The sequence below is a fragment of the Streptomyces sp. 71268 genome (genome assembly GCF_029392895.1).
In the GTDB taxonomy this organism is placed as follows: Bacteria; Actinomycetota; Actinomycetes; order Streptomycetales; family Streptomycetaceae; genus Streptomyces.
The window spans coordinates 6,686,181-6,710,231 of sequence record NZ_CP114200.1 but is presented as its reverse complement, the minus strand read 5'-3'; the positions used below and the strand labels follow the sequence as shown (position 1 = coordinate 6,710,231).

Below are 24,051 nucleotides of genomic sequence, written 5' to 3'. Positions count from 1 at the left end.
CGATGGCAGGCTGGGGGCATGACGATCGCCGTACGCACCCAGCGCTCCCCGCTCCCGGCGCGGCCCGGTGCCGCTCCCCGCCCCGCGCCGCCGGCCGCCCCGGCCGTGACCCGCCGCCCCGTCGGGGGCGCGCGATGACGGGGGTGGCGGGCGCCGGGGCCGGCGGGGAGCGGCCGGTGGAGGTCGCCGCGCGGCGGCGCGCGCTGGAGCGGATCGAGGCGTACGCCGGCCGGCTCACGGAGCTGAGCCGGAGCCTGCACGCCGACCCGGAGTTGGCCTTCGCCGAGCACCGGGCGGCGGGGCGGCTGGCGGCGCTGCTCGAGGAGGCGGGGTTCGCCGTCCGCCGTGGCCCGTACGAGCTGCCGACCGCGCTGACCGCCTCGTACGGTACGGGGCCGCTGACGATCGGGGTGTGCGCCGAGTACGACGCGCTGCCGGAGCTGGGGCACGCCTGCGGGCACAACGTGATCTGCGCGGCGAGCGCGGGGGCCGCCATCGGCCTGGCGGCGGTCGCCGACGAACTCGGCTTCGCGGTGAAGCTGCTCGGCACCCCGGCCGAGGAGACGGGCGGCGGCAAGGTGCTGATGCTCGACCGCGGCGCCTTCGACGATGTGACGGTGGCGATGATGGCGCACCCGGGGCCGGTGGACGACATCGATCCGCGCTCGTCCACCACGTCGGTCGCGCGCTTCGACGTGACGTTCACCGGACGCGCCTCGCACGCGGCGCTCGCGCCCCAGGCGGGGATCAACGCGGGAGACGCCGCCGTGGTGGCGCAGGTGGCGGTGGGGCAGTTGCGGCAGCAACTGCCGGACGGCTACCGGGTTGCGGGCATCGTCCGCGAGGGCGGCGCGCAGTCGAACATCATCCCGGAGCGGACCGTGCTCTCCTTCGAGGTGCGCACGCCCACGGCGGAGGAGCTGGCCGCGCTGCGCGAGCGGGTCGCGGACTGCTTCCGCGGCGCCGCGCTCGCCACGGGGTGCTCCGTGGCGATCACGCCGACCCAGCCGGACTACCTCGACCTGCGCAACGACGCCTGGCTGATGGCGCGGTACGCGGACGGGCTGCGCGCGGCGGCCGGCCGCTCCCCCGCCGAGCCGGCCGGCCCGCCCCGGCGCATCGGCGCGTCGACGGACATGGGGAACGTGACCCGGGCGCTGCCCGCGATCCACCCGCACCTCGGGCTCGTCGGCTCCAGCGGCACGCCGCACACCAGGGAGTTCGCCGAGTGGACGGGCGGCGCCGCGGCCGACGACGCGGTGCTCGCGGCGGCCCGCGCCATGGCCTGGGCGGGCGTCGCGCTCGCCGCCGACGAGGAGCGCCGCGCGCACTACCTGGACCTGCGCGCCGCCGGCATGGGCGGCGTGGCCCCCGGCGCGGACGGCTGACCCGCCGCCCCGGGCCCACTCCTACGGGGTGCCGCCGCCGTTGGCCACGACGTCGTCGGCGATCTGCTCGTGGTGCCGGATCACCTCGGCGATGATGAAGTTCAGCAGCTTCTCGGCGAACCCGGGGTCGAGCTTGGCGCTCTCGGCGAGTTCGCGCAGCCGGGCGATCTGCCGGGCCTCGCGCGCCGGGTCGGCCGGCGGCAGCTTGTGGTCGGCCTTCAGGCGGCCGACCCGCTGGGTGCACTTGAAGCGCTCGGCGAGCATGTGGACGACGGCCGCGTCGATGTTGTCGATGCTGTCCCGCAGCCGCGACAATTCGGCGCGTACGGCCGCGTCGCCCGGGGCCGCGGTGTCCGGTACCGCGGTGTCCAGGTCTGCGGTGTCCGGTACTGCGGTGTCTGGCTTTCCGGTCGGCGACGCGGAGGTGGCCCGCTCGGTGGAGCGTGCGGGCAGGTCGGGCTGGTCGTTCATCGCGTGGGTCTCCCGATGCGGTCACGGGCGGCAAACGGCGCCACGCTAACAGGGCGCGCCCGGCGCCGGGCGGCCGGCCGCGACCACGCCCGCGCACCGGCCGCACCGCCCGGCGGCGCGCCGGGGTGCGAACGAGGGCGCGTACGCAGCACGGACGGGGCACGAACGGGGGTACGCGGCGCGTACGGGCAGAGCGCGGCCGGCGTACGGGCTCTGCGCCGGCGGGGGCCGGGCGGGGGCCGGGACCGGACGCCTGACCGGGGGCCGAGCGCGGCCCGGGCGTACGGCGCGCGGGCCACGGGTCCCGTCGTGGGTCAGGGGGCGAGGGACGGTGTGGAGCGGATGGTCGGCGGGTGGCGCGGGTGGGGGACCGCGTCGCTCCAGCCGCCGGGGGCGGCGCGGCCCTGCTGTTCGCGGAAGCGGCCGGGCGCGATGCCGACCCGGCGGGTGAACAGCCGGTTGAAGTAGGCGGGGTCGTCGTAGCCGACCCCGCGGGCCACGGCGGCCACCGGGAGTTCGGTGCCGACCAGCAGTTCCTTGGCCCGGCCGAGCCGGATGCCGAGCAGGTAGTCCTTGGGGCTCGCGCCGGCCGCGCGGCGTACCACCGCGCGTAGTTCGGCCGCGGTCATGCCGTGCCGGGCGGCGTGTTCGGCGACCGACAGCGGGAGGAACGCGTCGCGCGCCAGCGCGCGCAGCACCGGGTCGGTGTCCCCCGCGGTGTCCGCGCGCGCCCGGCGCAGCGCGACCAGCAACTCGTGCACGGCGGCGGAGGTCTCGACTTCGAGCAGCGGATTGCCCGGCTGGGCGGCGCGGGTGATGCGGCCGATGGCGGCTCGGGCGGTGGTGGTGTCGGTGAGCGGGACCAGGGGCCGGTCGGGGTCGATGTAGCCGAGTTCGGTGTACGCGGCGACGGCCGTCCCCGTGAAGTCGACGAAGCTCTCGTCCCAGCCGGTGTCCCGGCTCGCCCCGTAGTGGTGCGGCACGCCCGGGGTGAGCCAGAGCAACGCGGGCGCGATGACCGGGCGGCGGACCCCGTCGGCGCCCTCGAACCAGCCGCTGCCCGCGCTGACCACCACCGCCACGTGGTGGTCGAGGACGCGCGGTCCGACCGTGGGCAGCGCGCCGTGCTGGAGGCCGACGCCGAGGCAGACCAGGCCGAGCTGGTGGTGGACCGGGGTGGGCATGAAGTACCGCATCCAGGTCCGGTAGGCGCGCTCCTCCACCGCCTGCCTCTCGTTCTGTCGCTGGATGACCGGTGCTCGGGGTGCCAAGATCTTCTGCGCCACGTGGTCGACGATATCCGGCCAGGCTGGCCGATGCCCCCGTCGCCCGGCCGGGCCAGGCTCCGAGGCGGGCCCCGAACGGACCGCACGCTCGAAGATCACCCAACCATCGCCTCATCGCCAACTCCCGTTCACCCAGCGGCCGGACACCGCCCTCGATGGCCACCGCCGCCCGCGCGCCGCCCCACTCCGTCCACCCGGCGGCGACCTTTGTCCATGGACCGGCCGCCGGTCGGCGGGTGAGGGTGTGGGCGTCGGCGGGCCGGGGAGCGAGAGGCGGTGCGGGGCGTGGCGGAGTTCGCGGTCACGGACGAGGGGTTCACCTGGGACGGGCGGCCGGTGCGGCTGCTTTCGGGGGCCGTGCACTACTTCCGGGTCCCCGAGGAACACTGGGCGCACCGGCTGGCGATGGCCCGCGCGATGGGCCTGAACTGCGTGGAGACGTACGTGCCGTGGAATCTGCACGAGCCGCGGCCCGGGGAGTTCCGCGACGTGGCGGCGCTGGGCCGGTTCCTGGACGCGGCGCACGCGGCCGGCCTGTGGGCGATCGTGCGCCCGGGCCCCTACATCTGCGCCGAGTGGGAGAACGGCGGGCTGCCGCACTGGTTGACCGGGCCGCTGGGCTCCCGGGTGCGCACCCGCGATCCGCGGTTCCTGGCCGCGGTGGACGCGTGGTGCGAGCGGGTGCTCGCGCAGGTGGTGCCCCGACAGGCGGACCGCGGCGGCCCGGTGGTCATGGTGCAGGTGGAGAACGAGTACGGCTCGTACGGCAGCGACCGGCGCTATCTGCGACACCTGGCCGGCGTGCTGCGGCGGTGCGGGGTGAGCGTGCCGCTGTTCACCTCGGACGGCCCGGAGGACCACATGCTCACCGGCGGCTCGCTGCCCGGGGTGCTGGCGACGGTCAACTTCGACTCGGGCGCGCGCGAGGCGTTCGCCGCGCTGCGCCGGCACCGGCCGCGCTCCCCGCTGATGTGCATGGAGTTCTGGTGCGGCTGGTTCACGCACTGGGGTGCCGAGCCGGCGACCCGGGACGCGGCGGAGGCGGCCGGGGCGCTGCGGGAGATCCTGGAGTGCGGCGCGTCGGTCAACCTGTACATGGCGCACGGCGGCACCAACTTCGGCGGCTGGGCCGGCGCCAACCGCTCCGGCGACCTGCACGACGGGGCGCTGCGGCCCACCACCACCTCGTACGACTACGACGCGCCGATCGACGAGCGCGGCGCGCCGACGGAGAAGTTCTGGCGCTTCCGCGAGGTGCTCGCCGACCACGCGTCGGGCCCGCTGCCCGCGCCGCCGCCGGTCCCCCCGTCGCTGGGCCGTCCGGTCGCCGTGCGGCTCGACCGGTGGGCGCCGCTGGAGGGCGTGCTCGACGCGCTGGGCGGGCCGGAGACGCACACCGCGACGCCGCCCACCTTCGAGGAGTTGGACGTGGACCGTGGCCTCGTCCGCTACCGGTTCGAGGTGCCGGGTCCACGCGCGCCCTACCCGCTGCGCGTGCTCGGGCTGCGGGACCGCGCGCTGGTCACCGTGGACGGGGCGCGGGTCGCCGTCCTCGACGAGCGGGACGCGCTGCTCGGCGAGGTGGCCGGGCCCGCGACGGTGGACCTGTGGGTGGAGTCGCTGGGCCGGGTCAACTACGGCCCACGGCTGGCCGAGCCGAAGGGCATCACCGGCGGCGTGCTGCACGAGCGGCAGTACCTGCACGGCGTACGGGCCAGGCCGCTGCGGCTCGACGCGGTCGAGCGGCCCGGGGCGCTGGCCCGGATCGCGTACGGGCCGGCGCCGAGGGGCGCGGAGCCCGGCCTGTTCGCCGGCTCCTTCGAGGTGGCCGCGCCGGGCGACGCGAGGCTCGAACTGCCGGGCCTGGTACGCGGCTTCGCCTGGGTCAACGGCCGCTGCCTGGGCCGCTACTGGTCGCGCGGCCCGCAGCGCGGCCTGTACGTGCCGGGCCCCTGGCTGCGGGCGGGCCACAACGAGTTGCTGCTCCTCGAACTGGAGGGGACGCCCGCCGACGCCGACGCCCAGCCCGTCGGGCCCGCCCTGCTGAGCTGAGCGGCGCGGGGGCCGGACCGGGCGCGGGAGGTGGACGCCAAGGCCCCGCTTCGGCACCCTGCCTCCATGATCGCGAAACTCCAGTGCACCGTCATCGACTGCCCCGACCCCACGGCCATGGCGGGGTTCTACGGCGCCATCCTCGGCTGGCAGCGCAACACCGACGACCCCGACTGGGTCACCCTCACCTCCCCCAACGGCCAGCAGTTCGCCTTCCAACGCGTCGCGGACTACCACCCACCGCGCTGGCCCGACCCGGCCCACCCGCCGCGCTTCCACCTGGACCTGGAGGTGGAGACCCGGGAGGACGTGGAGCGGGCCCAGCGCGAGGTGGAGGCGCTGGGCGCCACCCTCGTCCACGACACGGGCGGCGCCCGCGCCGGCTTCCGCGTCTTCACCGACCCGGTGGGCCACCCCTTCTGCCTGTGCTACGGGCAGGGCCTGGGCCCCGAAGCGGCGTCCTGAGCGGGGCGGGGCCCCAACGTTCGGCCGCGTTCACCGACGGGCGGACAGCACCGCCGCGAGGCCCTCTCGCAGGTCCTGGACGAAGTACTCGGGGACCTCAAGGGACGGGAAGTGCCCCCCGCTTTCGGGTGTCCGCCAGCGGACGAGGTGCCGGTAGCGCTCCTGGGCCCAGGGGCGCGGGCACTTCTCCACGTCGCGCGGGTACATGGTGATCGCCGACGGGACGTCGACCCGGAGTTCGGGGTCCAGCGAGGCGTGGCTCTCGTAGTAGATGCGGGCCGCCGACGCGCCGGTCCGCGTCAGCCAGTACAGGGTGACGTCGTCGAGGACGCGGTCCCGGGAGATCGTCTCGAAGGGGCTGTCCCCGGTGTCCGACCACTCGGCGAACTTGTCGAGAATCCAGGCGAGCAGCCCGACCGGCGAGTCGACGAGCGAGTAGCCGATGGTCTGCGGTCGGGTCGCCTGCTGCTTCGCGTACGCCGCGCGGTGGCGCCAGAACTGGCGAGTCTCCTCGGCCCACGCGCGCTCGACCGGCGTCAGCCCGTCCGTCGTCACCCCGGGCGGGGCCTGCGCGAAAGTGGAATGGATGCCGAGGACGTGCGCCGGGAACCTGCCGCCGAGGACCGTGGTGACGTTGCCGCCCCAGTCGCCGCCGTGGGCCAGGAACGTCCGGTAGCCGAGCCTGCCCATCAGCTCCACCCAGGCGGCGGCGATCTTCTCGGTCCCCCATCCGGTGGTGGTCGGCTTGTCGCTGTATCCGAAGCCCGGCAGCGACGGGGCCACCACGTGGAACGCCGGCGCGTCCGCACCGGCCGGCTCCGCCAACTCGTCCACGACGTGGGCGAACTCGGCCACGCTGCCCGGCCAGCCGTGCGTCAGGATCAGCGGGGTGGAGTCCGCGCGCGGGGAGCGGCGGTGCAGGAAGTGGATCCCCAGGCCGTCGATGACCGTGCGGAACTGGCCGATCCGGTTCAGGCGCTCCTCGAACGACCGCCAGTCGTACCCGGTGCGCCAGTAGTTCACGACGTCGACGAGGTCGGCGAGCGGTACGCCCTGTCCCCATCGGCCGGGGCCGGGCGCGGCGCCGTGGACCGTCTCGGCCTCCGGCAGCCGCGCAGCGGCGAGCCGTGCGCGCAGCTCTTCGAGGTCGGCGTCGGTCGCGTGGGCCGTGAAGGCCCGTACGTCGCTGGTGGGCGGGGGCATGGGACCTCCTGGCCGTCGAGGAGCCGGCCACGACGCCGTGAATCGGCTTAGACGGTTCTAGCAGCTCGTCGAGCCAAGCCGCAACCGGCTAAGGTGGTTCCATGTGTGCCGCGTTCCCTGACTTCCGCCTCGGCAGCGTGCTCGCCACCAGCTTCACGGGGACCCTGTCGGAGCGTCACGGCGACGCCGTGGAGCGCATCCCCACGCCGCACCGGTTGGTCGACTGGCTGGCGGTGTACGGACTCGCGGTGGACTCCTGCACCCCCGCCCAGCTCGACCTCGCCCGGGAGCTGCGGGAGTCGATCCACGCCGCCGCGACGGCGGTCGCGACCGACGGCGCCCTCCCCCCGTCCGCCGTCCAGGTCATCAACGACCGCAGCGCGCAGGGCCGGGCCACGGCGGTCCTGACGCCCGATGGTCAACGCCGATGGCGGCTCGGCTCGGCGTCCGGCGTGGAGGACGCCCTCGGCGTGATCGCCGCCGACGCGATCAGCGTCACCGCGGGCGAACGCGACGGAAGGCTGGCCCTGTGCGCCTCGCCCACCTGCCGGGCCGCCTTCTTCGACACCAGCCGAAGCCGCACCCGCAGGTGGTGCGACATGAACACGTGCGGGAACCGCCAGAAGAAGGCGCGCTTCCAGGCCAACCGGCGCAAGGACGCCGACTCGGCGAGGTGAGCAGCGGCTCGGCGTGGGCACGGCAGGCCCGCCGTGCCCACGCCGCGTCCGGCGCGTCGAACGCGCCCACCCGGCCGACCGGGGCCGGTTTACGCGCCCCGGCCGGCCAGGGCCGAAGCGAGCCCCGGCCGGCCGAAGGCGCCAAGCCGCTCCCGGCCCAGCCTCAGTCCAGCTCGCGCACCGTGAACGCGTCCAGGACGAACTCCGCCTTGCCGTCGTCCCCCACCTTCCGCAGCCCGACCCAGGCGTCTCCGTCGGAGGGTGCCGTGAAGGTGTGGCGCCAGCGCGTCGGCGCCGTCGCCACCGGCAGCGGCGCGCGGCTCAGCTCGCGTGGCGCCGGTTCGTCCACGCCGGTGACCCACGCGTACTGGCCGGCCCGCTCGTTCGCGTAGCGGAAGGAGACCTCGTAGCGGCGCCCGGGGCGGAAGCGCACGGTGTGCGGGACGGTGCGGTAGACCAGTCCGCCGTTCTCGCCACGTGACTTGAGGGACTGGCCGCCGTCGAGAACGTCGTCGATAACCTTCCCGTTCCAGCCGCGCTGGGTGTACGGGGCGTGCCGCTGCGCGATGTGCGTGCGCGGGTCGTTGGCGCCGCCCGCGTCGCCCTTGACGAACGGGCCCCAGCCGTGCGGAACGTGCTCGAAGTCCTCGTGGACGAGGACGTCACGGTCGTGACCGCGCGGGTGGCGGGTGGGCACGACGCGCACGTTGTCGAAGCGGACCCGGGCCGCGCCCGCCGCCGCGCGGAGCGTCAGCTCCACCGGTCCGCCGCCCTCGGGCACGGTGAAACGGGTGAGCAGGCGTTGGAAGCGGGTGTCCTTCTTGCGGTCGGCGGCCACGTGGTTGACGGCGGTCGAGCGGTCGGCCCAGTTGCTGGCGGTGATCCCGTCGGCGGTCCGTATCTCCAGGGTGGCCCGGCGTCGCTCGCCGGCCCGCGCGCCGACCTCGACCTGCACCGACGCGGCGTACTCGCCGGGGGCGAGGCGGCCGAGCCGCTGCCCGACGGCGGCCGGCCCGCTCGCGCCGATGACCAGTTCGTAGTCACCGCGCTCGCTGCGGACCACCCGCGCCGGGCCGCTGACCCGCCAACCGGCCAGCGTGCCGGCGTGGAAGCCGGGGTCGTACACGGGCGTGTGCGCTCCCCAGTTCGGTGCGCTCTGGCGCGGGGCGGTGTCGCGGTAGACGACGTAGGGCGTCGCGGCCTCGGCGACCACGGTGACCTCACCGCCGCGCACGGGCAACCGGCCCACGCGCACGCGGCCCTGGTCGGTGAGCCGGTAGAGGGTGACCCGTCGGGCGTTGGACCAGCCGCGCGGCAGGTGCCAGGTGGTGCTGCCACCCCGCGGGTTGTAGTGGTAGAGCTTGGCCGGGTCGGCGGCGTCGCGCGGCTCCCAGGGCAGCAGGTAGGCGCCGCCCGCGTAGACCACGCGGCCCGCGGTGGTGATGGTCCGCTGGCCGTCGGCGTCGGAGACGGTGGTCGCGCCGGGGCCGAAGAAGGTGATCTCGTGCGCGTGCCAGGACCTGATCGGGTACGCCTGGAGGTACTTGGCGGGCAGGCTGTCGGTCCAGATCTGCTGGTAGAAGGCGTTCCAGTCGACCTTGCCGACCCAGCCCTCGAAGTTGCCGGTGCGCGGATGCCCAGCAGGGGTTCCCTGTCGGCGAAGACGTCCTTCTGGTGGTTGCGCAGGAAGCGGATCAGCCGGGAGTTGATACCGCGCGAGGTGTCGGGGCCGTAGTCGGTCTCGGTGGCCCAGTGCGACCACAGGGACGAGCGCTCAAGGCCGTGGCCCCATTCGGTGGTCACGTGCCAGCCCTGCGCGCGTAGTTCGCGCTGGAGCCGGTCGGAGTTCCAGCCGGACTCCCGGAAGACGTCGATGTAGAGGGTGTTCAGGCCCGCGTCGGTCTCCTCGCGCAACTGCCGGAAGCGGCGCGCGATGTCGCCGGAGACCAGGTCGCGGCGGGCGTCGATGCGGTACGACTGGTCGAGCCAGTCCCACTGCTCGTCGTCCTTGTTCACCAGCGTCTCGGAGACCGCGTTGGCCACCGGGTAGGACTCGGTGGCGTTCACGTGCACGGCGAAGTCGCTGTTCCACCGCTTGCCCTCACGCAGCAGCGCGTTCAGGTCCCGCAGGCCGCCGGCGCGCTCGTTGTAGTTGCCGCCGTAGTCGGGGTGCGCCGAGTCGTGGCCCTCGGACGCGTACCCCTTGAGCAGCGTGTACTGCCGCAGCCCGTCCGTGGCCAGCGCGATCCGCTTGACGTTGTCGAGGGTCGCCAGGAACGGGTTGGTGGCCTGGCTGGCGAAGTTGAACGGGATGTGCGGCACCACCCGCAGGTGCTGTTCGTCGGCGCCCAGCGGGTTGACCATGATCTCGCGCATGGCGATCGCCGCGTCCTGCCAGTCGACCCGCCCGTCACCGCCCCGGTCGCGGGTGACGATGACGGTGGCGTACGGCAGCGGCTCGGTCATGTCCGCCGGCGCGCCCGCCGCCCGGTAGGTCCACTGGCCGCAGGCGAGTTGGGCCTTGGTGTAGCCGTCCCGGCGTACCGTCTGCCGCCACAGCCGGCCGTTGTCCCAGGTGGCGCCGGGTGTCTTGGCCGGCAGGTCGAAGACGGTGTTGGTCTCGATGGCCGCGCCGATGCGGTCGGTGGCCACGACGGCGTACGCGCAGCCGACCGGCTCGGGGTCGGCCGGGGTCGCGTCGCTCACCTCGACCAGGGTGTCGCCGCTCTTCGCCCGGTCCAGCTCGATCCGGGCGGCGAGCAGCGTCGCCCCCGGCTGGTCGCTGCGCACGCTGAGCAGCGCGAGGTCGGGGACGCGCAGCGTGCCCACGGGCAGCGCCGGCGCCTCGGTGATGCGGGTGACCCGCCAGTCCACGCGCCAGTCGGTGACCCGGATCTCCACGGTGATCTCGGTGCCGGCCGCGAAGGCCAGCGTGTAGACAGCGCGGTCCGCCCCCGCCGCGCAGGTCACCGTGGGGGTGTGCGCGACCCCGTCGATGAGGACGGAGGCGACCGCGTCCTCCTGGCCGTGCAGGACGGCCCCGCTGACGCGGTCCACGTACGCCACGACGCGCGGGAACCCGGCGTCCACCCGCACCTCCAGGGCCGCGGAGCGCAGCCGCAGCGGGCCACGCGGCCGGCGCCGTGGCGCGGCGTGCGCTGCGGCGCCCAGCGGCCCGAGCGCGGTGCCCACGCCGACCAGTGCCGTCCCGGCCACCAGCGTTCTCCTGGCCGGCCGCCCCGTCCCCTGCTCTCGTGCGCTCTCCGATGCCACGGTGTGCTCCTCACGTCGCCGGTTCCTGGTGTGGGGACACTGTGGGCCGCGCCCGTGGGGGTCGCCGATGGACAAAGCCGGGGCGGGTGTTGGACTAAGGCGGTGGGGCGTACGGGGGGCACGCCCGGGCGCTGGTGGGGGACGCCGTCGTCGGGGAGGCCGGGGCCCGCCCCGACGACGGCTTCGTGGCCGACGCCGGCTACCGCGCGTCACCGGGCCGCCGGCCCCGCCCTCACCTCAGATGCCGGTCCAGGAACCGGCACGCGTCCTCCAGCTCGAAGGGCGGGGTGCCGGTGTGGCCGCCAACGTTCGCGTGCAGCGTCTTCTCTGTGCTGCCGAAGGCGTCGAAGAGGTCCAGGGCCCGCTGCCGGGGGTTGCCCTCGTCGTCCCACTGGAGCAGGAGGAGCAGGGGGATGGTGACCCTGCGGGCCTCCTCGCGCTGGGCCCGGGGCACGTATCCGCCGGCGAAGAGGCCGGCGGCCGCGATGCGTGGCTCGGTCGCGGCGAGGTGGATGCCGAGGGCGGCCCAGCCGCCGGAGTATCCGACCGGGCCCCTGGTCTCGGGCAGTTCCAGCAGGGCGTCCAGGGTGTACCGCCACTCCGGGACGGCGTTCGCGACCAGCGGGCCGATGAGGGATTCGAGGAGTTCGTCGGCCGGCTCGCCGGCGCGCAGCGCCCGCCGCAGGTCGGCGCGGGCCCGCTCGTCGGCGGTGGACCGGGGGCGGTCGCCGCACCCGGCGGCGTCGATGGTGGCCACGGCGTACCCGTGCGCCGCGGTGTAGCGGGCCCGGGCCACCAGGCGGGGGTCCGCCTTGGGCAGGCCGTTGTTGTGGGACATCAGGACCAGGGGGGCCGGTGTGGTGTCCGGGGTCCACAGGGTGCCGGGGATCTCGCCAAGGGTGAACTCGCGCTCGCGGACGCCGTCGGCGAGACGCTGTTCGGAAGTGACGTGCATGGTCGTGTCCTTCGGGAGTGCGCGTGGGCGGCGCTCCCGGACGACCTATCGCCCGACCGTGACCCCGGAGGGGAGCACCCATGTCGATACTGCGTTCACGGGTACCACCTCCTCGATCCATCGCACGGCCGCCAGGAGGCTAGCAACGGCCGCCGTGGCCGGCCAACGGGTTTTCGACGGCGACCGCGAGCCCGGGCCCCGGGCCCGTGCCCCGGGATCGGGCCCCGTGATCGCCCCCCGTGGCCGGGGCTTTCGAAGGAGTTGCTTGGGCCAACCAGGGGGAGCGGCGAGGTAGCGGGTGTTCCGGGGCCTTCGGTGGGAACCCGTGGGCTGTTGTTGCCCGTACCCGGGGCGCCGCGAGGCGGCCCCGGCGGTCAGGAGGACCCGTGAGCGATCCCGTCCAGAAGCACCCCCGCCCCGAATTCCCCGAGCAGGACCAGGCCCACCCGGGCTGGACCGGTCCGATGGACCCACCCCCCGACCACGGCGAGGACTCGTACCAGGGCAGTGGCCTGCTGACGGACCGCGCGACGGTGATCACCGGGGGCGACTCGGGGATCGGCCGCGCGGTGGCCCTCGCCTTCGCCCGCGAGGGCGCCGACGTGCTCTTCACCCACCTGCCGGAGGAACGGTCGGAGGCCGAGCGGACGGTCGAACTGGTGACGGAGGCCGGCCGGCGGGCCGTCCCCGTGGAGTGCGACCTGCGCTACGAGGAGCAGTGCCAGGCGGTGGTCGACCGCGCGCTGTCGGAGTTCGGCCGGATCGACGTCCTGGTGAACAACGCCGCCTACCAGATGAGCCAACCGGACGGCATCGAGGCGATCACCACCGAGCAGTTCGACCGGGTGCTGCGCACCAACCTGTACGCGCTGTTCTGGCTGTCGAAGATGGCGCTCCCGCACGTGCCCGCGGGCGGTTCCATCATCAACACCACCTCCGTACAGGCGTACAAGCCCAGTCCGCACCTGCTCGACTACGCCACCACCAAGGGCGCCATCGTCACCTTCACGCAGGGGCTCGCGCAGATGGTCGCCGAGCGCGGCGTACGGGTCAACGCGGTGGCGCCGGGGCCGGTGTGGACGCCGCTGATTCCGGCGACGCTGCCGGAGACGGCCGAGTTCGGCAAGCAGTCGCCCCTCGGGCGGCCGGCCCAGCCCGCCGAGATGGCGCCCGCCTACGTCTTCCTCGCCTCCGAACGGGCCAGCTACATCACCGCGGAGATCGTGAACGCCACCGGCGGCACTCCCCTGCCGTAACCGCCACCGCCCTCAGTACGCACCACCCGGAGAGGAGTTCCGTGTCCATCAAGGTGTCCGACTACGTCCTGCGACGGCTGCGCGCGTGGGAGGTGGAGCACGTCTTCGCGTACGCCGGCGACGGCATCAACGGCCTGCTGGCCGCCTGGGAGCGGGCCGACAACCAGCCCCGGTTCGTCCAGGCCAGGCACGAGGAGATGGCCGCCTTCCAGGCCGTGGGGTACGCCAAGTTCTCCGGCAAGGTCGGGGTGTGCGCCGCGACCTCGGGGCCCGGGGCGATCCACCTGCTCAACGGGCTCTACGACGCCAAGCTGGACCACGTGCCGGTGGTGGCGATCGTCGGGCAGACCAACCGCAGCGCGATGGGCGGCTCGTACCAGCAGGAGGTCGACCTGCTGAGCCTGTATAAGGACGTGGCCGCCGAGTTCTGCGAGATGGTGACCGTTCCCGAACAGTTGCCGAACGTACTCGACCGGGCGATGCGCACGGCCTACGCCAAGCGCACCGTGACCGCCGTGATCATCCCCGCCGACGTGCAGGAGCTGGACTACACGCCGCCGCAGCACGCCTTCAAGATGGTCCCCTCCAGCCTCGGCCTCAGCTCGTACGCGCCCGTCCCGGGCGACGCCGAGCTGGACCGGGCGGCCGAGGTGCTCAACGCCGGCGAGAAGGTCGCCATCCTCGTTGGGCAGGGCGCCCGGGGCGCGCGGGCCGAGGTGGAGCAGGTCACGGAGGCGCTCGGCGCGGGCGTGGCCAAGGCGCTGCTCGGCAAGGACGCGCTGCCCGACGACCTGCCGTACGTGACCGGCGCGATCGGCCTGCTGGGCACCCGCCCGAGCTACGAGCTGATGCAGGGGTGCGACACGCTCCTGGTGATCGGTTCGAGCTTCCCGTATAGCCAGTTCCTGCCCGAGTACGACCAGGCCCGGGCGGTACAGATCGACATCGACCCGTTCATGGTCGGGCTGCGGTACCCGTTCGAGGTCAACCTGGTCGGCGACGCGCGGGAGACGCTCGCCCGGCTGCTGCCGCGCCTGACGCCGAAGAAGCACGGGTCGTGGCGGAAGAAGATCGAGAAGAACACCGCCCGCTGGTGGGAGGTGATGGAGCGGCGGGCGGCCGTGGAGGCCGACCCCGTCAATCCGGAGTACGTCGTGCACGCCCTGGACGCGGTGCTGCCGGACGACGTGATCCTGACCGCCGACTCGGGCTCGGCCGCCAACTGGTACGCGCGCCACCTGCGGCTGCGCGGGGCCATGCGCGGCTCGCTCTCCGGCACGCTGGCGACCATGGGGCCCGGGGTGCCGTACGCGATCGGCGCGAAGTTCGCCCACCCGGACCGCCCCGCGCTGGCCCTGGTCGGCGACGGGGCGATGCAGATGAACGGCATGGCCGAGCTGATCACCGCCGCCAAGTACTGGCAGGACTGGTCCGACCCGCGGCTGATCGTCGCCGTCCTCAACAACCAGGACCTCAACCAGGTCACCTGGGAGATGCGCGCCCTGTCGGGCGCCCCGCAGTTCCTGCCGTCCCAGGCCATCCCCGACGTGCCGTACGCCGACTTCGCCCGCTCCATCGGCCTGGGCGGGGCGCGGGTGGAGAAGCCGGCCGAGGTGGCCACGGCCTGGCAGCGGGCGCTCGCCGCGGACCGGCCGTTCGTCCTTGACTTCCGGGTGGACCCGGCCGTACCGCCGATCCCGCCGCACGCGACGCTCGACCAGATCGAGGCCGCCGCGGCCTCCCTGGTCAAGGGCGACAGCGACCGTGGCGCGGTGCTGCGGCAGGGGCTGAAGGCCAAGGTGCAGGAGATGCTGCCGGGCGGTCACGACTGACGCCGGCCCACGCGGCCCGGTCCCGCGGGCGTCTCCGGGCGCCCGCGGGAGCGGGGCCAGCGGGACCAACAGCCAGCGAAGTCAACGGCCAGCGGAGTGAAGGGCCAGCGGGACCGGTGATCACGGGCGGCCGGGCTGGTCGCCGCGGGCGTCGGTGTCCCGCGCGGCCTCGTCCCGGTCGGTGTCGGGAGCCAGCTCGTACAGCAGTTGTTTGCTCTCCACCAGCAGGGCGCCGCTGACCGTGGTCGCCCCGAAGCGGTGGTGCCGGAAGTCGTCCGCGAACTGGTCGTACAGGGCCCAGGCCCGGTCGCGGCTTCGCCGCGCCTCCGCCTGATCTGGCCGCTGCCCGCGCAGCGAGCGCTCGGCGGTGGCGCACAGGTTCGCCACCTCCTCGACCAGATCGGCGTACCGGTTCAGGAACGCGCTCTCCGGCACCACGAGGCGGGCCTCCTCGCCCGCCGTACCCTCCAGGGAGCGCGCGATGGCGATCAGGTGGCCGGCGACGCGCGTCCAGCGGGCGTCCTCCTCCGCCGGCGGCGGGGCGGGGCCGACGCGCCGCAGCCGCCAGCCGGGGTTGGCCCGCGCGCTCTCGGCGGTCCACTGGCGGGCCTCCGCGAGTTCCCGGGAGAGCTGTTCGAGCCGCCGGGCGCGGTCGTGCCACTGCGCGGCGTCCGCGGCGGACCACTCCTCGCGCAGCGCGCCGGCCATGGTGCCCAGGAGTTCGGCGCTCTCGCGCATCAGGCGCAGCAGCCGCTCGTGCACGCTGCGCAGGTGCACCGGCGGCAGCACCAGGGCGTTGACGCCGATGCCGATGACGGCGCCGATCAGGCACTCCAGCAGGCGGTGGCCCACCGCGTCCAGCGAGTAGGCGCCGTAGGTGATCACGAACAGGGCGGTGGTGGCGCCGTAGAGCCCCTGCGCCCCCAGCCGGCGGTAGGTGCCGAACAGCACCAGCACGGGCAGCGCGATCAGCATGGAGCCCAGCGTGTTGCCGCCGGTCATGGCCATCGCCGCCGACGCCCACAGCGTCCCCGCCATGATCACGCCGAGCTGTTGGACGCCCGACCGCAGGGAGCGGTAGACGGTGGCCTCGACGAGGGCCAACGCCGTCCACGGGGCCAGCAGCGCGAGCGGGGCCTTCAGCCACCAGCCCGTCAGCGCCCAGGCCGCGATGGCCGCGCCCGCCGCCTTGAGCGCCTGGGTCATGGTGTCCCGCTCGGGCCCCGACTGGCGCACGGCCCGGCGCGCGCTGCGCCAAGCCGCCTCCGCCTCCGTCCGCAGCCGGTCGCCCACGGTCATCAGCCTGTCGCCGGTCGACAACGGCACCTCCTCCGCGTAGTCACCGCACCCGAGTGTCCACGACCGCGCGCTCCCGTCCGCCGGGCCACGCCCGGCCGCGCTGGTCCGAGATCGTGGGTACCCCGAGCGCCCCGTTCCAGCCCTCCTCCTCGCGGCTCGCGCCCTCGCGGCCCTCCTCCTCGCGGCCCGGGCCCGGGGCCCGGCGCGTCGGGGCCGCTCCCGTAACCCCAGGGCGGGGCGCGCGCCGGCGTGGGACGATGCGCCGATGGAGTCGGCACTGTCGTTCGGAGACGGTTTACGGGCAACGCTGGGCCAGCCCCGTGACCCCCGCCTGCTGGACAGCAGCCCGCGGTCGCGGGTGTGGCGCGTGGAGCTGGCCGCCGGGCCCGCGGTGGTCAAGCAGGTTGTCGGCGGGGCGGACGCCGACGAGCGGTACGCGCGCGAGGTGGCCGCGCTGGAGTTGGCCGCCACGGCCGACGCACCCGTGGTGCCCGCGGTGTGGGGCACCGATCCCGGCGAGCGGGTGCTGGTCATGGCGTACGTCCCGCACCGGCGGCCGACCGCCGGCTGGATCGTCGCCTACGCCAGGGCGTTGGCCGCGCTGCACGCCAGCGGCGGGCCCGAGGTCGTCGACGCGCTGCCGCGCTGGCGCGGCCCGGACGACGCCGACGTCGACTCCTTCCTCGCGCTGGCCGACACGCTCGGGGCCCGCGCCGCCCCCGGCGTGGCCGCCGAGTTGCGCGCGCTGACCCGCCGGCTGGCCACGGCCCCCGGGCGGGCGCTGCTGCACGGCGACCCGTGCCCCGGCAACGACCTGCACACGGCGGACGGGGTCACCTTCATCGACCTCGAAGGGGCGTCCTGGGGCAGCGGCCTGGTGGAGCTGGCGTACCTGCGCGTCGGCTTCCCCACCTGTTGGTGCGTCACGTCCGCCTCCCCCGCCCTGCTGGAGCGCGCGGAGCGGGCCTACGCGGCGACCTGGCGCGCCCGTACCGGCACCGACCTGCGCCTCGACCTCGCCGACGCCTGCGCCGGCTGGCTCATCAGGGGCGACGCGCTGGTCGAGCGGGCCCACCGGGGCACCGTCGACCAGTTGGCCAGGCTCCCGCACGAGGACTGGACGTGGGGCACCGTCTCGGCCCGGGAGCGGCTGGCGCACCGGTTGGCGGTGGTGGCCGAACTGACGCGCGGGCGCGCGGAGTCGAGCGGGTTGGCCGCGCTCTGCGTCGAGCTGCGCGACCGGATGCTCGCACACTGGCCCACGCTGCGCCCGGCCCCGACCCACCGCCCGTAACGCGGCCGACGGCGCGCGCACCGCGTGAGGCCCTGCCGGCCCCGGCACGCGCGCCGGATCGCCACGCGCGGCGGCCGACACGCGCGCACGGGCCGCGCCCGTCGGCGCGGCCCGTGCGGTGGTGCGGGTTACTCGTTCAACTGGCCTGACGCGGCGGCCGGTTCGTGCGGGGCCGCGTCGCGCGCCCTTGGGTGTTGCCCGTCGCGCGGGCCGGTGGGCGCTGTGGGCGCGGCGCCGCTCGGCGCCGGGAGGGCGCTAGCCGAGCTGGCTGGCGGCGCTCTTGATGGCCGTGGCGAAGTGGCTCACCTGCGTGTAGACACCGGGCTTGCCGGCGCGCGCGCAGCCCTCGCCCCAGCTCACGATGCCGACCTGGACCCAGGCGCCGGCGCTGTCCTTGCGGAACATCGGGCCACCGGAGTCACCCTGGCAGGTGTCCACGCCGCCCTGCTGGAGGCCGGCGCAGATCTCCTCGGCGGCGATCAGGCCGCTGTACGAGCCACCGGCGGCCTTGCAGGTGGCGTCGCTGATGAAGGGCACCTTGGCCTTGAGCAGGTAGCGCTGCTGCGCGCCGCCCTCGCGGTTGGCGCCCCAACCCGCGATGTCGAAGGTGCCGTTGTCGTACGCCGTGGTGGTGGCGATGTTCAGCGTCGGCAGGTTGATGGGCTTGGCCAGCTTGATGAGGGCCCAGTCCTTGCCGTTGCCGTTGTAGCCGGGGGCCTGCAGCACGTGGGTGGACCTGACCTTGATGGCGCTGGTGCTCTGCAGGTCGACGGAGCCCGCGGTGGCGGTGATGCTGGTGTTGGGGCCGCTGCCGTCCACACAGTGCGCGGCGGTCAGGACGATGTCCTTGGCGTACAGGGAGCCGCCACAGCCCATCGACAGCCGGACCATGAACGGGAACTCGCCCTGGGCCGCGCGGGTGCCGCCCACGACCCGGGTGCTCGGGCCGCTCGGGTCGCTCTGGGCTATCGCGGTGCTGGGGCTCATGCTGATGGCGGCGAGGGCGACGGCGCCCGCGGCGATGCATCTCTTGACGTGCTTGAAGATCTTCAACGGATGTCCTCTCGTGGGTGGTTAGCGCACAATTGGCAGAATCATGACAACCAGAATCCGGACACCGCTGCCATAGAACATCCGTTGAGGCAGAGCAGCGGACCGCACAACATCCAGACTCAATGGAGCGAGACCGTGAAAGTGCCGCTCGAATTATGTGGAGCTTTGAGACACGGTGGCAAGGGCTGTGTTCCGGACATCGCAGACGATCTTCCGGACAGTTCCGAGAAGCCGTGCGTGATTCCCGTGGATTGCGGGGCATGCCCATCGATCGAAGCCCGCCGGGAATTCCGATAAACGGACGCGCTCGCGCACCGCACGCGATTCACCGCGACAGCGCGGGGTCCACCCAGCCGACGGAAAGCGGCGTTCCGCGCGAACGGCGCAGCTCAGGGCCTTGATGACAGAGAACAGAAGCGACCGCGCCGCAGCCCTCGCGCCCCATTCAGGTCAGAGCACACATCCCCCACGGGCGCGACAACGCGACGCGTAAAGGCGCTTTCCCGCAATGTCGCGGCGCACCGCGACAGGGTCGCGACGGAAATGCGGCGCGCCGAAACTCGGCCTCGGACGGGGCGCCCGGAAAACGCCGCTCAACCCGTTTCCGGGCATGCGGAATTCCGCGTCCGCTCGGTGCGCGTACGCGGAATGAAACGGGCAACGGTCGGGCACTTCGCACCGCACGGCGGGCACCCGACAGTGCCGGGGCGGGCACGCCGTACGGGGCGACACCGACGCCGCCCCGTACGAGCGCTCACACCCGCGACGCCGCCACCGGGCCCGCGCGTCGGCGGGTCCGGTGGCGGCCGGGATCAGCTACCGAGCTGGTCGGCAGCGCTCTTGATGTCCTGGGCGAAGTGGCTCACCTGCGTGTAGACGCCGGGCTTGCCGGCGCGCGCGCAGCCCTCGCCCCAGCTCACGATGCCGACCTGGACGAACTCGCCCGCGTCGTCCTTGCGGAACATCGGGCCACCGGAGTCGCCCTGGCAACTGTCGACGCCGCCCGCCTCGATGCCGGCGCAGATCTCCTCGGCGTCGACCAGGCCGCTGTACGAGCCGCCCGCGGCCTTGCAGGTGGCGTCGTCGATGAAGGGCACCTTGGCCTTGAGCAGCTTCTGCTGCTGGCTGCCGCCCTCGCGGTCGGCACCCCAACCGGCTATGTCGAACTCGCCGTTGTCGTACGCGTCCGTGTCGGCGATCTTCAGCGTCGGCTGGTCGATCGGCTTGTCCAGCTTGATCAGGGCCCAGTCCTTGCCCGTGCCGTCGTACCCGGGGGCCTGCAGGACCTCGGTGGACGTGGCCTTCTGCGCGGCCGGGTCGTCCAGGTCCACGACGCCACCGGTGACACCGATGTCGGTGTTCGGGCCGCTGCCGTCCACGCAGTGGGCGGCGGTCAGCACGATGTCCTGGGCGTACAGCGCGCCGCCACAACCCATCGACAGCCGGACCATGAAGGGGAATTCACCCTGCTCGGCCGGGGTGCCGCCGACGATCCGGGTGCGCGGGCCCTCGGAGGCGTCCGAGGTGGCCTGCGCGAAGGCGGTGCCGGGGGTGAGGCTGAAGGCGGCGAGGGCGACGGCGCCGAACGCGGCGCCTCTCTTCACGTTCTTGAGGAGGGACAACGGAGTTCCTTTCGTGGGGGGTTGACCGCGTTTGGCGGACCCGTCCACACAGGAAATCCGGCGCCCCTCGCCCGTGTTCCACCAAAGAAACTTGGTGCAGACCAGGCGGTGAGCCGTAAAGCGTCCGGACCCCGTGGGGTGAGCCCGCAAAGCGCCCTGTGATTATGTGTAGAGAGTGATCCGCGTGACAAGGGCTTCCTACCGGCCAGTTGAGGGCGCGATCCGCGCGGCCCGGCCCGATGCGCTGACGCCACCGGCCGTCATCCGTAAGGTTGAGCCAGGTCAGCGGGGTTGACGGCGCGGGGGTGGGGCGTGGCGACGACGGGCAGCGAGATCCAGCACGGATATCCGCACCTGGAGACGGTGCGCGCGGCCATCACCGCGCTCTACCGGCGGCTGTCCCACGACACCGTGCGCGGCTTCGCGCTGAGCGTGCCACCCGACGACGTGGCCTTCCCGGACGACGACGACCTCTACCTCGGCGTGCAGCGCATCGCCCGCGTGATGGTGCGCCACCTGCGCCTGCCCGACGCGCGCATGATCATCAGCTTCCGGGAGATGGAGCACGCGGGGAACGTCGAACTGACCGCTGGGCCCGAGTACTTCATCGAGCTGAACGCGCGGTTCAAGACCCACCGGCGCGACATCGGGGCCGCCCTCGCGCACGAGGTGATGCACGTCTACCTACACCGGCTCGACCTCTCGTTCCCCGGCACCCGGGACAACGAGATCCTCACCGACACCGCCGCCGCCTACCTCGGCGCCGGCTGGCTGCTGCTCGACGCCTACCGGGAGAGTTCGGTCTCCCGGCAGAAGCTCGGCTACCTCACGCCGGAGGAGTTCGGCTACGTGCTCGCCAAGCGGGGGCAGGCGTTCGGCGAGGACATCGCCCCGTGGTTCACCAGCCCGCAGGGGTACGACGCGTACGCCGACGGCCTGGCGCGGGCGCGCCGCGACGAGCGGCAACCCCCCTTGGTCGGCAGCGGTTGGGCGAGCCGGCGCCGGTACGCCAAGGACCGGCGGCACGCGCGGGAGGGCTTGCTGGCGCGGGGCGCGCGCCCGAGCGTCGAGCCGGACGCCGGCTACGCCTTCGAGGGACAGGCCCCGCTCCAGGTGCGCTTCCCCTGCCCGGTGTGCAACCAGCGCATCCGGGTGCCGGTCCGGGGCAGGTTGCGGGCCCGGTGCGGGCTGTGCGGGACGGTCCTGGAGTGCGACACGTAGCGCCCGGCGCCGCCCGCGCGGCTGGGGCTCGCATTCGGGCCCGCACCACCGGGGGCGACCCGCCCGGGCCCGCACCGCCGGGGACGGCCCGCCCGGGGCGCTGCCCGCGACCGGCCGCCCGCGGCGGGGCCGGCTCACACGAGCCCGACCGGCTCCTCCCCGCGCACCCAGCCGAGGACGGAGCGCATGAAGCCGTCCAGGTCGTCGCGGTGGATCGAGTGGCCCGTGTTCTTGACGGTGTGCACGGTGAATCCGGCCGCGCGGAGCTGCTCCTTGTGCGCCTCGGAGACGACGTAGCTCGGGTCGGCGGCCTGCACCAGGGAGGGCACGACGGGCCGCTCGGGTATGTAGTCGATGGCGTACTCGCCGCCCACCGCGTCCGCCGTCGCCGGGTCCCAGGCCGCGATGCCGGCGAGTTCGGCGTCCACGTCGCCCTCGTCCCAGTGCGGGTTGAAGTTGGCGATCATGCTGCGGGTGGCCTTGCGCAGGGCCCGTAGCGTGTCCGGGTCGGTGGGGCGCTCACCGGTCTCAAGGGCCCAGGCCGGGTCGCTGTAGACGGCCCGCTTGGGGCGCAGGTGCTCCACCGCGAAGGAGAGCGAGAGGCCGCCGAGCGAGTGCCCGATGGCCAGGTCGGCGCCGACCGGCAGGTTCTCCTCCAGGTCGGCGGCGAACAGCGGAATGCTGTACTCGGCGGCGCGCTCGCTCGCCCCGTGCCCGCGCAGGTCGACCGCGACGACCCGGTACCCGTTCTCGGCCAGCGCCGGGCCGACCCGCCGCCAGGTGCGGTGGTCCGACATGATCCCGTGGATGAGCAGCGCGATCCGATCCCCCGCGCCCCACTCCCGCGTGTGCAGCCGCATGATGGTGCCTCTCCCGTCCGTACGCACGGTGATGTCGCATCCCACACCCCCGTCGGTCTCGTCCGCTCCGGATGCGTCGACCCCCGGGCCGCGCCGCCCCTCCGCTCGGCCGATGGCCTGGCGCGACGGGGACCGGCACGGCCGGCGGTCGTCCGCGGAACCGTAGCCGCTTCAACCTACCGTCACGCGACAGGCCCCCCGCCTCGACTGTCTACGATCCGGGACGCGGTGCGGCCCGCGCCGTCGCCGCGTTGGTCGATGGGGTTTCAGCAGGTGCCCGGCCGGGCGTAGCGCACCACGCGCATGCCCCGCACCGGGCGCCGCTCGCAGACCGTGAAGTGGTCCCGCAGCACCGCGCGTTCGACCGCCTCCTGCGGGCTGGGGCGGGCGGAGGGGCGCGGGTCGGTGATGACGGTGACGCGGTGCGCGCGCAGCATGCGCGCCCGGATGGTCGCCGGCGGCAACTCCGTGCCCCACAGCGTGCCCGAGGAGAACGCGTCCTGGGCCTGTGCCAGGTCACGCAACCCGTGGAACTCGTCCGGGGCGGACATCAACGGCTCGCGGCGGTGGAACGGCAGGAAGAGCAGCCCGTCCCCTGGTTCGGACAGTTCACCGACGGCGCGGGCGGCGGCCACCGTGTCGTCGAGCCGACTGTCCGGCGTACGCAGCGTCAGCGCGTACGGCACCTGCGCGACGAGCAGCGCCGCGACCACGCCGCACAGCAGGCCGACGGTGGCCGGGCCACGGGCTCGGGCGGCGCGGAGCGCCCGGTCGAGCGCGGCGCCGAGCAGCAGGGCGAACCCGAGCCAGCCGTAGAGCACGTACCGGTCGACGTAGATCGGGTGCAGGGCCGAGGCGGCCATCAGCAGCGCCGTAGGCACGAGGAACAGCGGCAGCGCCAGCGCCGGCAGCCCGATCCGCCCGCGCCGTTCCCCGGCCGTCCGGACCACCCGGGCCAGCGCGACGGCGGTGAACGCGAGCCCGAGGAAGGTGGCGACCTGCCCGACGCCCGGCGCGGAGATCCACGCGACCTGCTGCGCCTGCTGCTGGCTGACCACGACCAGCGGCGCGAGCGGCACGGCGGCGCTCGCGGCGGCCCGCGCCCAGGACCAGAACGCGTCGCCGCGCACCCGCGCGCAGCGGAGCGTGAGGCCGTGCGCGAGGAGCGCGAGCACCGCGAACTCGTGCAGCAGACAGGCCAGCGCCATCGACGCCGCGTACCCCCACCACGCCCGCCGGGTGCGCCCGGCGACGGCCCGCAACAGCAGGTACGTGCCCCACACCACGCAGGCGCAGACCAGCGCGTAGGAGCGGCCCTCCTGCGCGTACCGCTGCACCGGCGGCAGCAGCGCGAAGACCAGCCCGGCCGCCAACCCGGCGCGGGGGCCGGCCAGTCGGCGGCCGATGAGGGCCACACCGGCGGCGGCGCCGGCCATCGCGAGGACCGACGGCAGCCGCAGCGCCCACAGGCCGCCGTCCCAGCAGTCGAACACGGCGTACATGAGCAGGTAGTAGAGGCCGTGCACGACGTCGACGGTGCCGAGCATCCGCACGATCTCGCCGAGGTCGCGGTGCGCCACCTGGTACGTGGTGGACTCGTCGCGCCACATGCTGTGCTCGCGTTCGAGGCCCCATAACCCGGTGGCGAGCGTGAGCACGGCCGGCAGGAGGACGAGCGCGTACGGGCGCGCCCGGCGCGGTAGTCGTACCCGCGCCCGCCAGGCGAAGGGGCGGGCGGTGCGGGTGGTGCGGGTGGTGGTGCGCGGCTTGGCGGGCTCGGCCGCTGGGTTCGTCGAAGTGGTGGCGTCAGCGGCGCGGGCGCGCGGCGGGGGCAGGGCCATGGG

At 74.3% G+C, this 24,051-nt stretch carries 17 protein-coding genes and 1 pseudogene; 8 read left to right on the top strand and 10 right to left on the bottom strand.

The window, feature by feature from the left end:
* Positions 1-134: 134 nt before the first annotated feature.
* A complete protein-coding gene (locus OYE22_RS26740; protein WP_277322777.1) occupies positions 135-1,388 on the top strand; it encodes an amidohydrolase in 1,254 nt (417 codons plus the stop codon).
* A 21-nt stretch (positions 1,389-1,409) separates the two neighbouring features.
* Here the strand turns inward: OYE22_RS26740 and OYE22_RS26735 are convergent, their stop codons facing one another.
* Both OYE22_RS26735 and OYE22_RS26730 read right to left on the bottom strand, forming a co-directional pair.
* A complete protein-coding gene (locus OYE22_RS26735; protein ID WP_277324336.1) occupies positions 1,410-1,760 on the bottom strand; it encodes a chorismate mutase in 351 nt (116 codons plus the stop codon).
* Between the two features lie 413 nt (positions 1,761-2,173).
* Positions 2,174-3,055, bottom strand: a complete 882-nt coding sequence (locus OYE22_RS26730) for an AraC family transcriptional regulator (protein ID WP_277324335.1) — start codon at positions 3,053-3,055, stop codon at positions 2,174-2,176.
* A gap of 375 nt (positions 3,056-3,430) precedes the next feature.
* Here OYE22_RS26730 and OYE22_RS26725 point away from each other — a divergent pair, with 375 nt between their 5' ends.
* Both OYE22_RS26725 and OYE22_RS26720 read left to right on the top strand, forming a co-directional pair.
* Positions 3,431-5,197, top strand: coding sequence for a beta-galactosidase family protein (locus tag OYE22_RS26725; RefSeq protein WP_277322776.1), 1,767 nt, complete (start codon positions 3,431-3,433; stop codon positions 5,195-5,197).
* A 66-nt stretch (positions 5,198-5,263) separates the two neighbouring features.
* Positions 5,264-5,662, top strand: coding sequence for a VOC family protein (locus OYE22_RS26720; protein ID WP_277322775.1), 399 nt, complete (start codon positions 5,264-5,266; stop codon positions 5,660-5,662).
* A 30-nt stretch (positions 5,663-5,692) separates the two neighbouring features.
* On the opposite strand, the gene OYE22_RS26715 is transcribed toward OYE22_RS26720, so the two are convergent.
* Positions 5,693-6,865 (bottom strand): epoxide hydrolase family protein, encoded by a 1,173-nt coding sequence (locus OYE22_RS26715; RefSeq protein ID WP_277322774.1) that lies wholly within the window; start codon positions 6,863-6,865, stop codon positions 5,693-5,695.
* Positions 6,866-6,966: 101 nt separating this feature from the next.
* On the opposite strand from OYE22_RS26715, the gene OYE22_RS26710 reads away from it, so the two are divergent.
* Positions 6,967-7,542 carry a CGNR zinc finger domain-containing protein gene (locus OYE22_RS26710; protein WP_277322773.1) on the top strand — a complete coding sequence of 192 codons (576 nt, stop codon included), beginning with the start codon at positions 6,967-6,969 and terminating at the stop codon, positions 7,540-7,542.
* A gap of 163 nt (positions 7,543-7,705) precedes the next feature.
* On the opposite strand, the pseudogene OYE22_RS26705 reads toward OYE22_RS26710, so the two are convergent.
* Together OYE22_RS26705 and OYE22_RS26700 are read right to left on the bottom strand one after the other, a co-directional pair.
* A pseudogene (locus tag OYE22_RS26705) lies at positions 7,706-10,758 on the bottom strand (endo-alpha-N-acetylgalactosaminidase family protein).
* Between the two features lie 289 nt (positions 10,759-11,047).
* Positions 11,048-11,770: an alpha/beta hydrolase gene (locus tag OYE22_RS26700; RefSeq protein WP_277322772.1), complete on the bottom strand. Its 723-nt coding sequence runs from the start codon at positions 11,768-11,770 to the stop codon at positions 11,048-11,050.
* Between the two features lie 386 nt (positions 11,771-12,156).
* On the opposite strand from OYE22_RS26700, the gene OYE22_RS26695 reads away from it, so the two are divergent.
* Both OYE22_RS26695 and OYE22_RS26690 read left to right on the top strand, forming a co-directional pair.
* The gene (locus OYE22_RS26695) at positions 12,157-13,026 is read left to right on the top strand and encodes an SDR family oxidoreductase (RefSeq protein ID WP_277322771.1); all 870 of its coding nucleotides are present in this window, start codon (positions 12,157-12,159) and stop codon (positions 13,024-13,026) included.
* A 41-nt stretch (positions 13,027-13,067) separates the two neighbouring features.
* Complete coding sequence (locus OYE22_RS26690) at positions 13,068-14,858, top strand: thiamine pyrophosphate-requiring protein (RefSeq protein ID WP_277322770.1); 1,791 nt, start codon at positions 13,068-13,070, stop codon at positions 14,856-14,858.
* A gap of 120 nt (positions 14,859-14,978) precedes the next feature.
* Here the strand turns inward: OYE22_RS26690 and OYE22_RS26685 are convergent, their stop codons facing one another.
* On the bottom strand, positions 14,979-16,178 hold the full coding sequence (locus OYE22_RS26685) for a hypothetical protein (RefSeq protein WP_277322769.1): 1,200 nt from the start codon (positions 16,176-16,178) through the stop codon (positions 14,979-14,981).
* A gap of 244 nt (positions 16,179-16,422) precedes the next feature.
* Between OYE22_RS26685 and OYE22_RS26680 the strand changes: the two genes are divergently transcribed.
* Entirely contained in the window at positions 16,423-17,451 is a 1,029-nt protein-coding gene (locus tag OYE22_RS26680) for an aminoglycoside phosphotransferase family protein (protein ID WP_277322768.1), read from the top strand.
* Between the two features lie 255 nt (positions 17,452-17,706).
* Here the strand turns inward: OYE22_RS26680 and OYE22_RS26675 are convergent, their stop codons facing one another.
* A complete protein-coding gene (locus OYE22_RS26675; RefSeq protein WP_254393542.1) occupies positions 17,707-18,504 on the bottom strand; it encodes a serine protease in 798 nt (265 codons plus the stop codon).
* An 812-nt stretch (positions 18,505-19,316) separates the two neighbouring features.
* Positions 19,317-20,126, bottom strand: a complete 810-nt coding sequence (locus OYE22_RS26670) for a serine protease (protein ID WP_277322767.1) — start codon at positions 20,124-20,126, stop codon at positions 19,317-19,319.
* A 312-nt stretch (positions 20,127-20,438) separates the two neighbouring features.
* Between OYE22_RS26670 and OYE22_RS26665 the strand changes: the two genes are divergently transcribed.
* Positions 20,439-21,347, top strand: coding sequence for a hypothetical protein (locus OYE22_RS26665; protein WP_277322766.1), 909 nt, complete (start codon positions 20,439-20,441; stop codon positions 21,345-21,347).
* Positions 21,348-21,481: 134 nt separating this feature from the next.
* Here the strand turns inward: OYE22_RS26665 and OYE22_RS26660 are convergent, their stop codons facing one another.
* Together OYE22_RS26660 and OYE22_RS26655 are read right to left on the bottom strand one after the other, a co-directional pair.
* Positions 21,482-22,207, bottom strand: coding sequence for an alpha/beta fold hydrolase (locus OYE22_RS26660; protein WP_277322765.1), 726 nt, complete (start codon positions 22,205-22,207; stop codon positions 21,482-21,484).
* Positions 22,208-22,473: 266 nt separating this feature from the next.
* The gene (locus OYE22_RS26655; protein ID WP_277322764.1) at positions 22,474-24,048 is read right to left on the bottom strand and encodes a glycosyltransferase family 39 protein; all 1,575 of its coding nucleotides are present in this window, start codon (positions 24,046-24,048) and stop codon (positions 22,474-22,476) included.
* Positions 24,049-24,051 lie beyond the last annotated feature (3 nt).

Coding starts and splice junctions, on each gene's coding strand:
- OYE22_RS26700 (WP_277322772.1), bottom strand. CDS start 11,770: ATGCACGTCACTTCCGAACAGCGTCTCGCCGACGGCGTCCGCGAGCGC.
- OYE22_RS26740 (WP_277322777.1), top strand. CDS start 135: ATGACGGGGGTGGCGGGCGCCGGGGCCGGCGGGGAGCGGCCGGTGGAG.
- OYE22_RS26730 (WP_277324335.1), bottom strand. CDS start 3,055: ATGCGGTACTTCATGCCCACCCCGGTCCACCACCAGCTCGGCCTGGTC.
- OYE22_RS26660 (WP_277322765.1), bottom strand. CDS start 22,207: ATGCGGCTGCACACGCGGGAGTGGGGCGCGGGGGATCGGATCGCGCTG.
- OYE22_RS26710 (WP_277322773.1), top strand. CDS start 6,967: ATGTGTGCCGCGTTCCCTGACTTCCGCCTCGGCAGCGTGCTCGCCACC.
- OYE22_RS26715 (WP_277322774.1), bottom strand. CDS start 6,865: ATGCCCCCGCCCACCAGCGACGTACGGGCCTTCACGGCCCACGCGACC.
- OYE22_RS26655 (WP_277322764.1), bottom strand. CDS start 24,048: ATGGCCCTGCCCCCGCCGCGCGCCCGCGCCGCTGACGCCACCACTTCG.
- OYE22_RS26680 (WP_277322768.1), top strand. CDS start 16,423: ATGGAGTCGGCACTGTCGTTCGGAGACGGTTTACGGGCAACGCTGGGC.
- OYE22_RS26720 (WP_277322775.1), top strand. CDS start 5,264: ATGATCGCGAAACTCCAGTGCACCGTCATCGACTGCCCCGACCCCACG.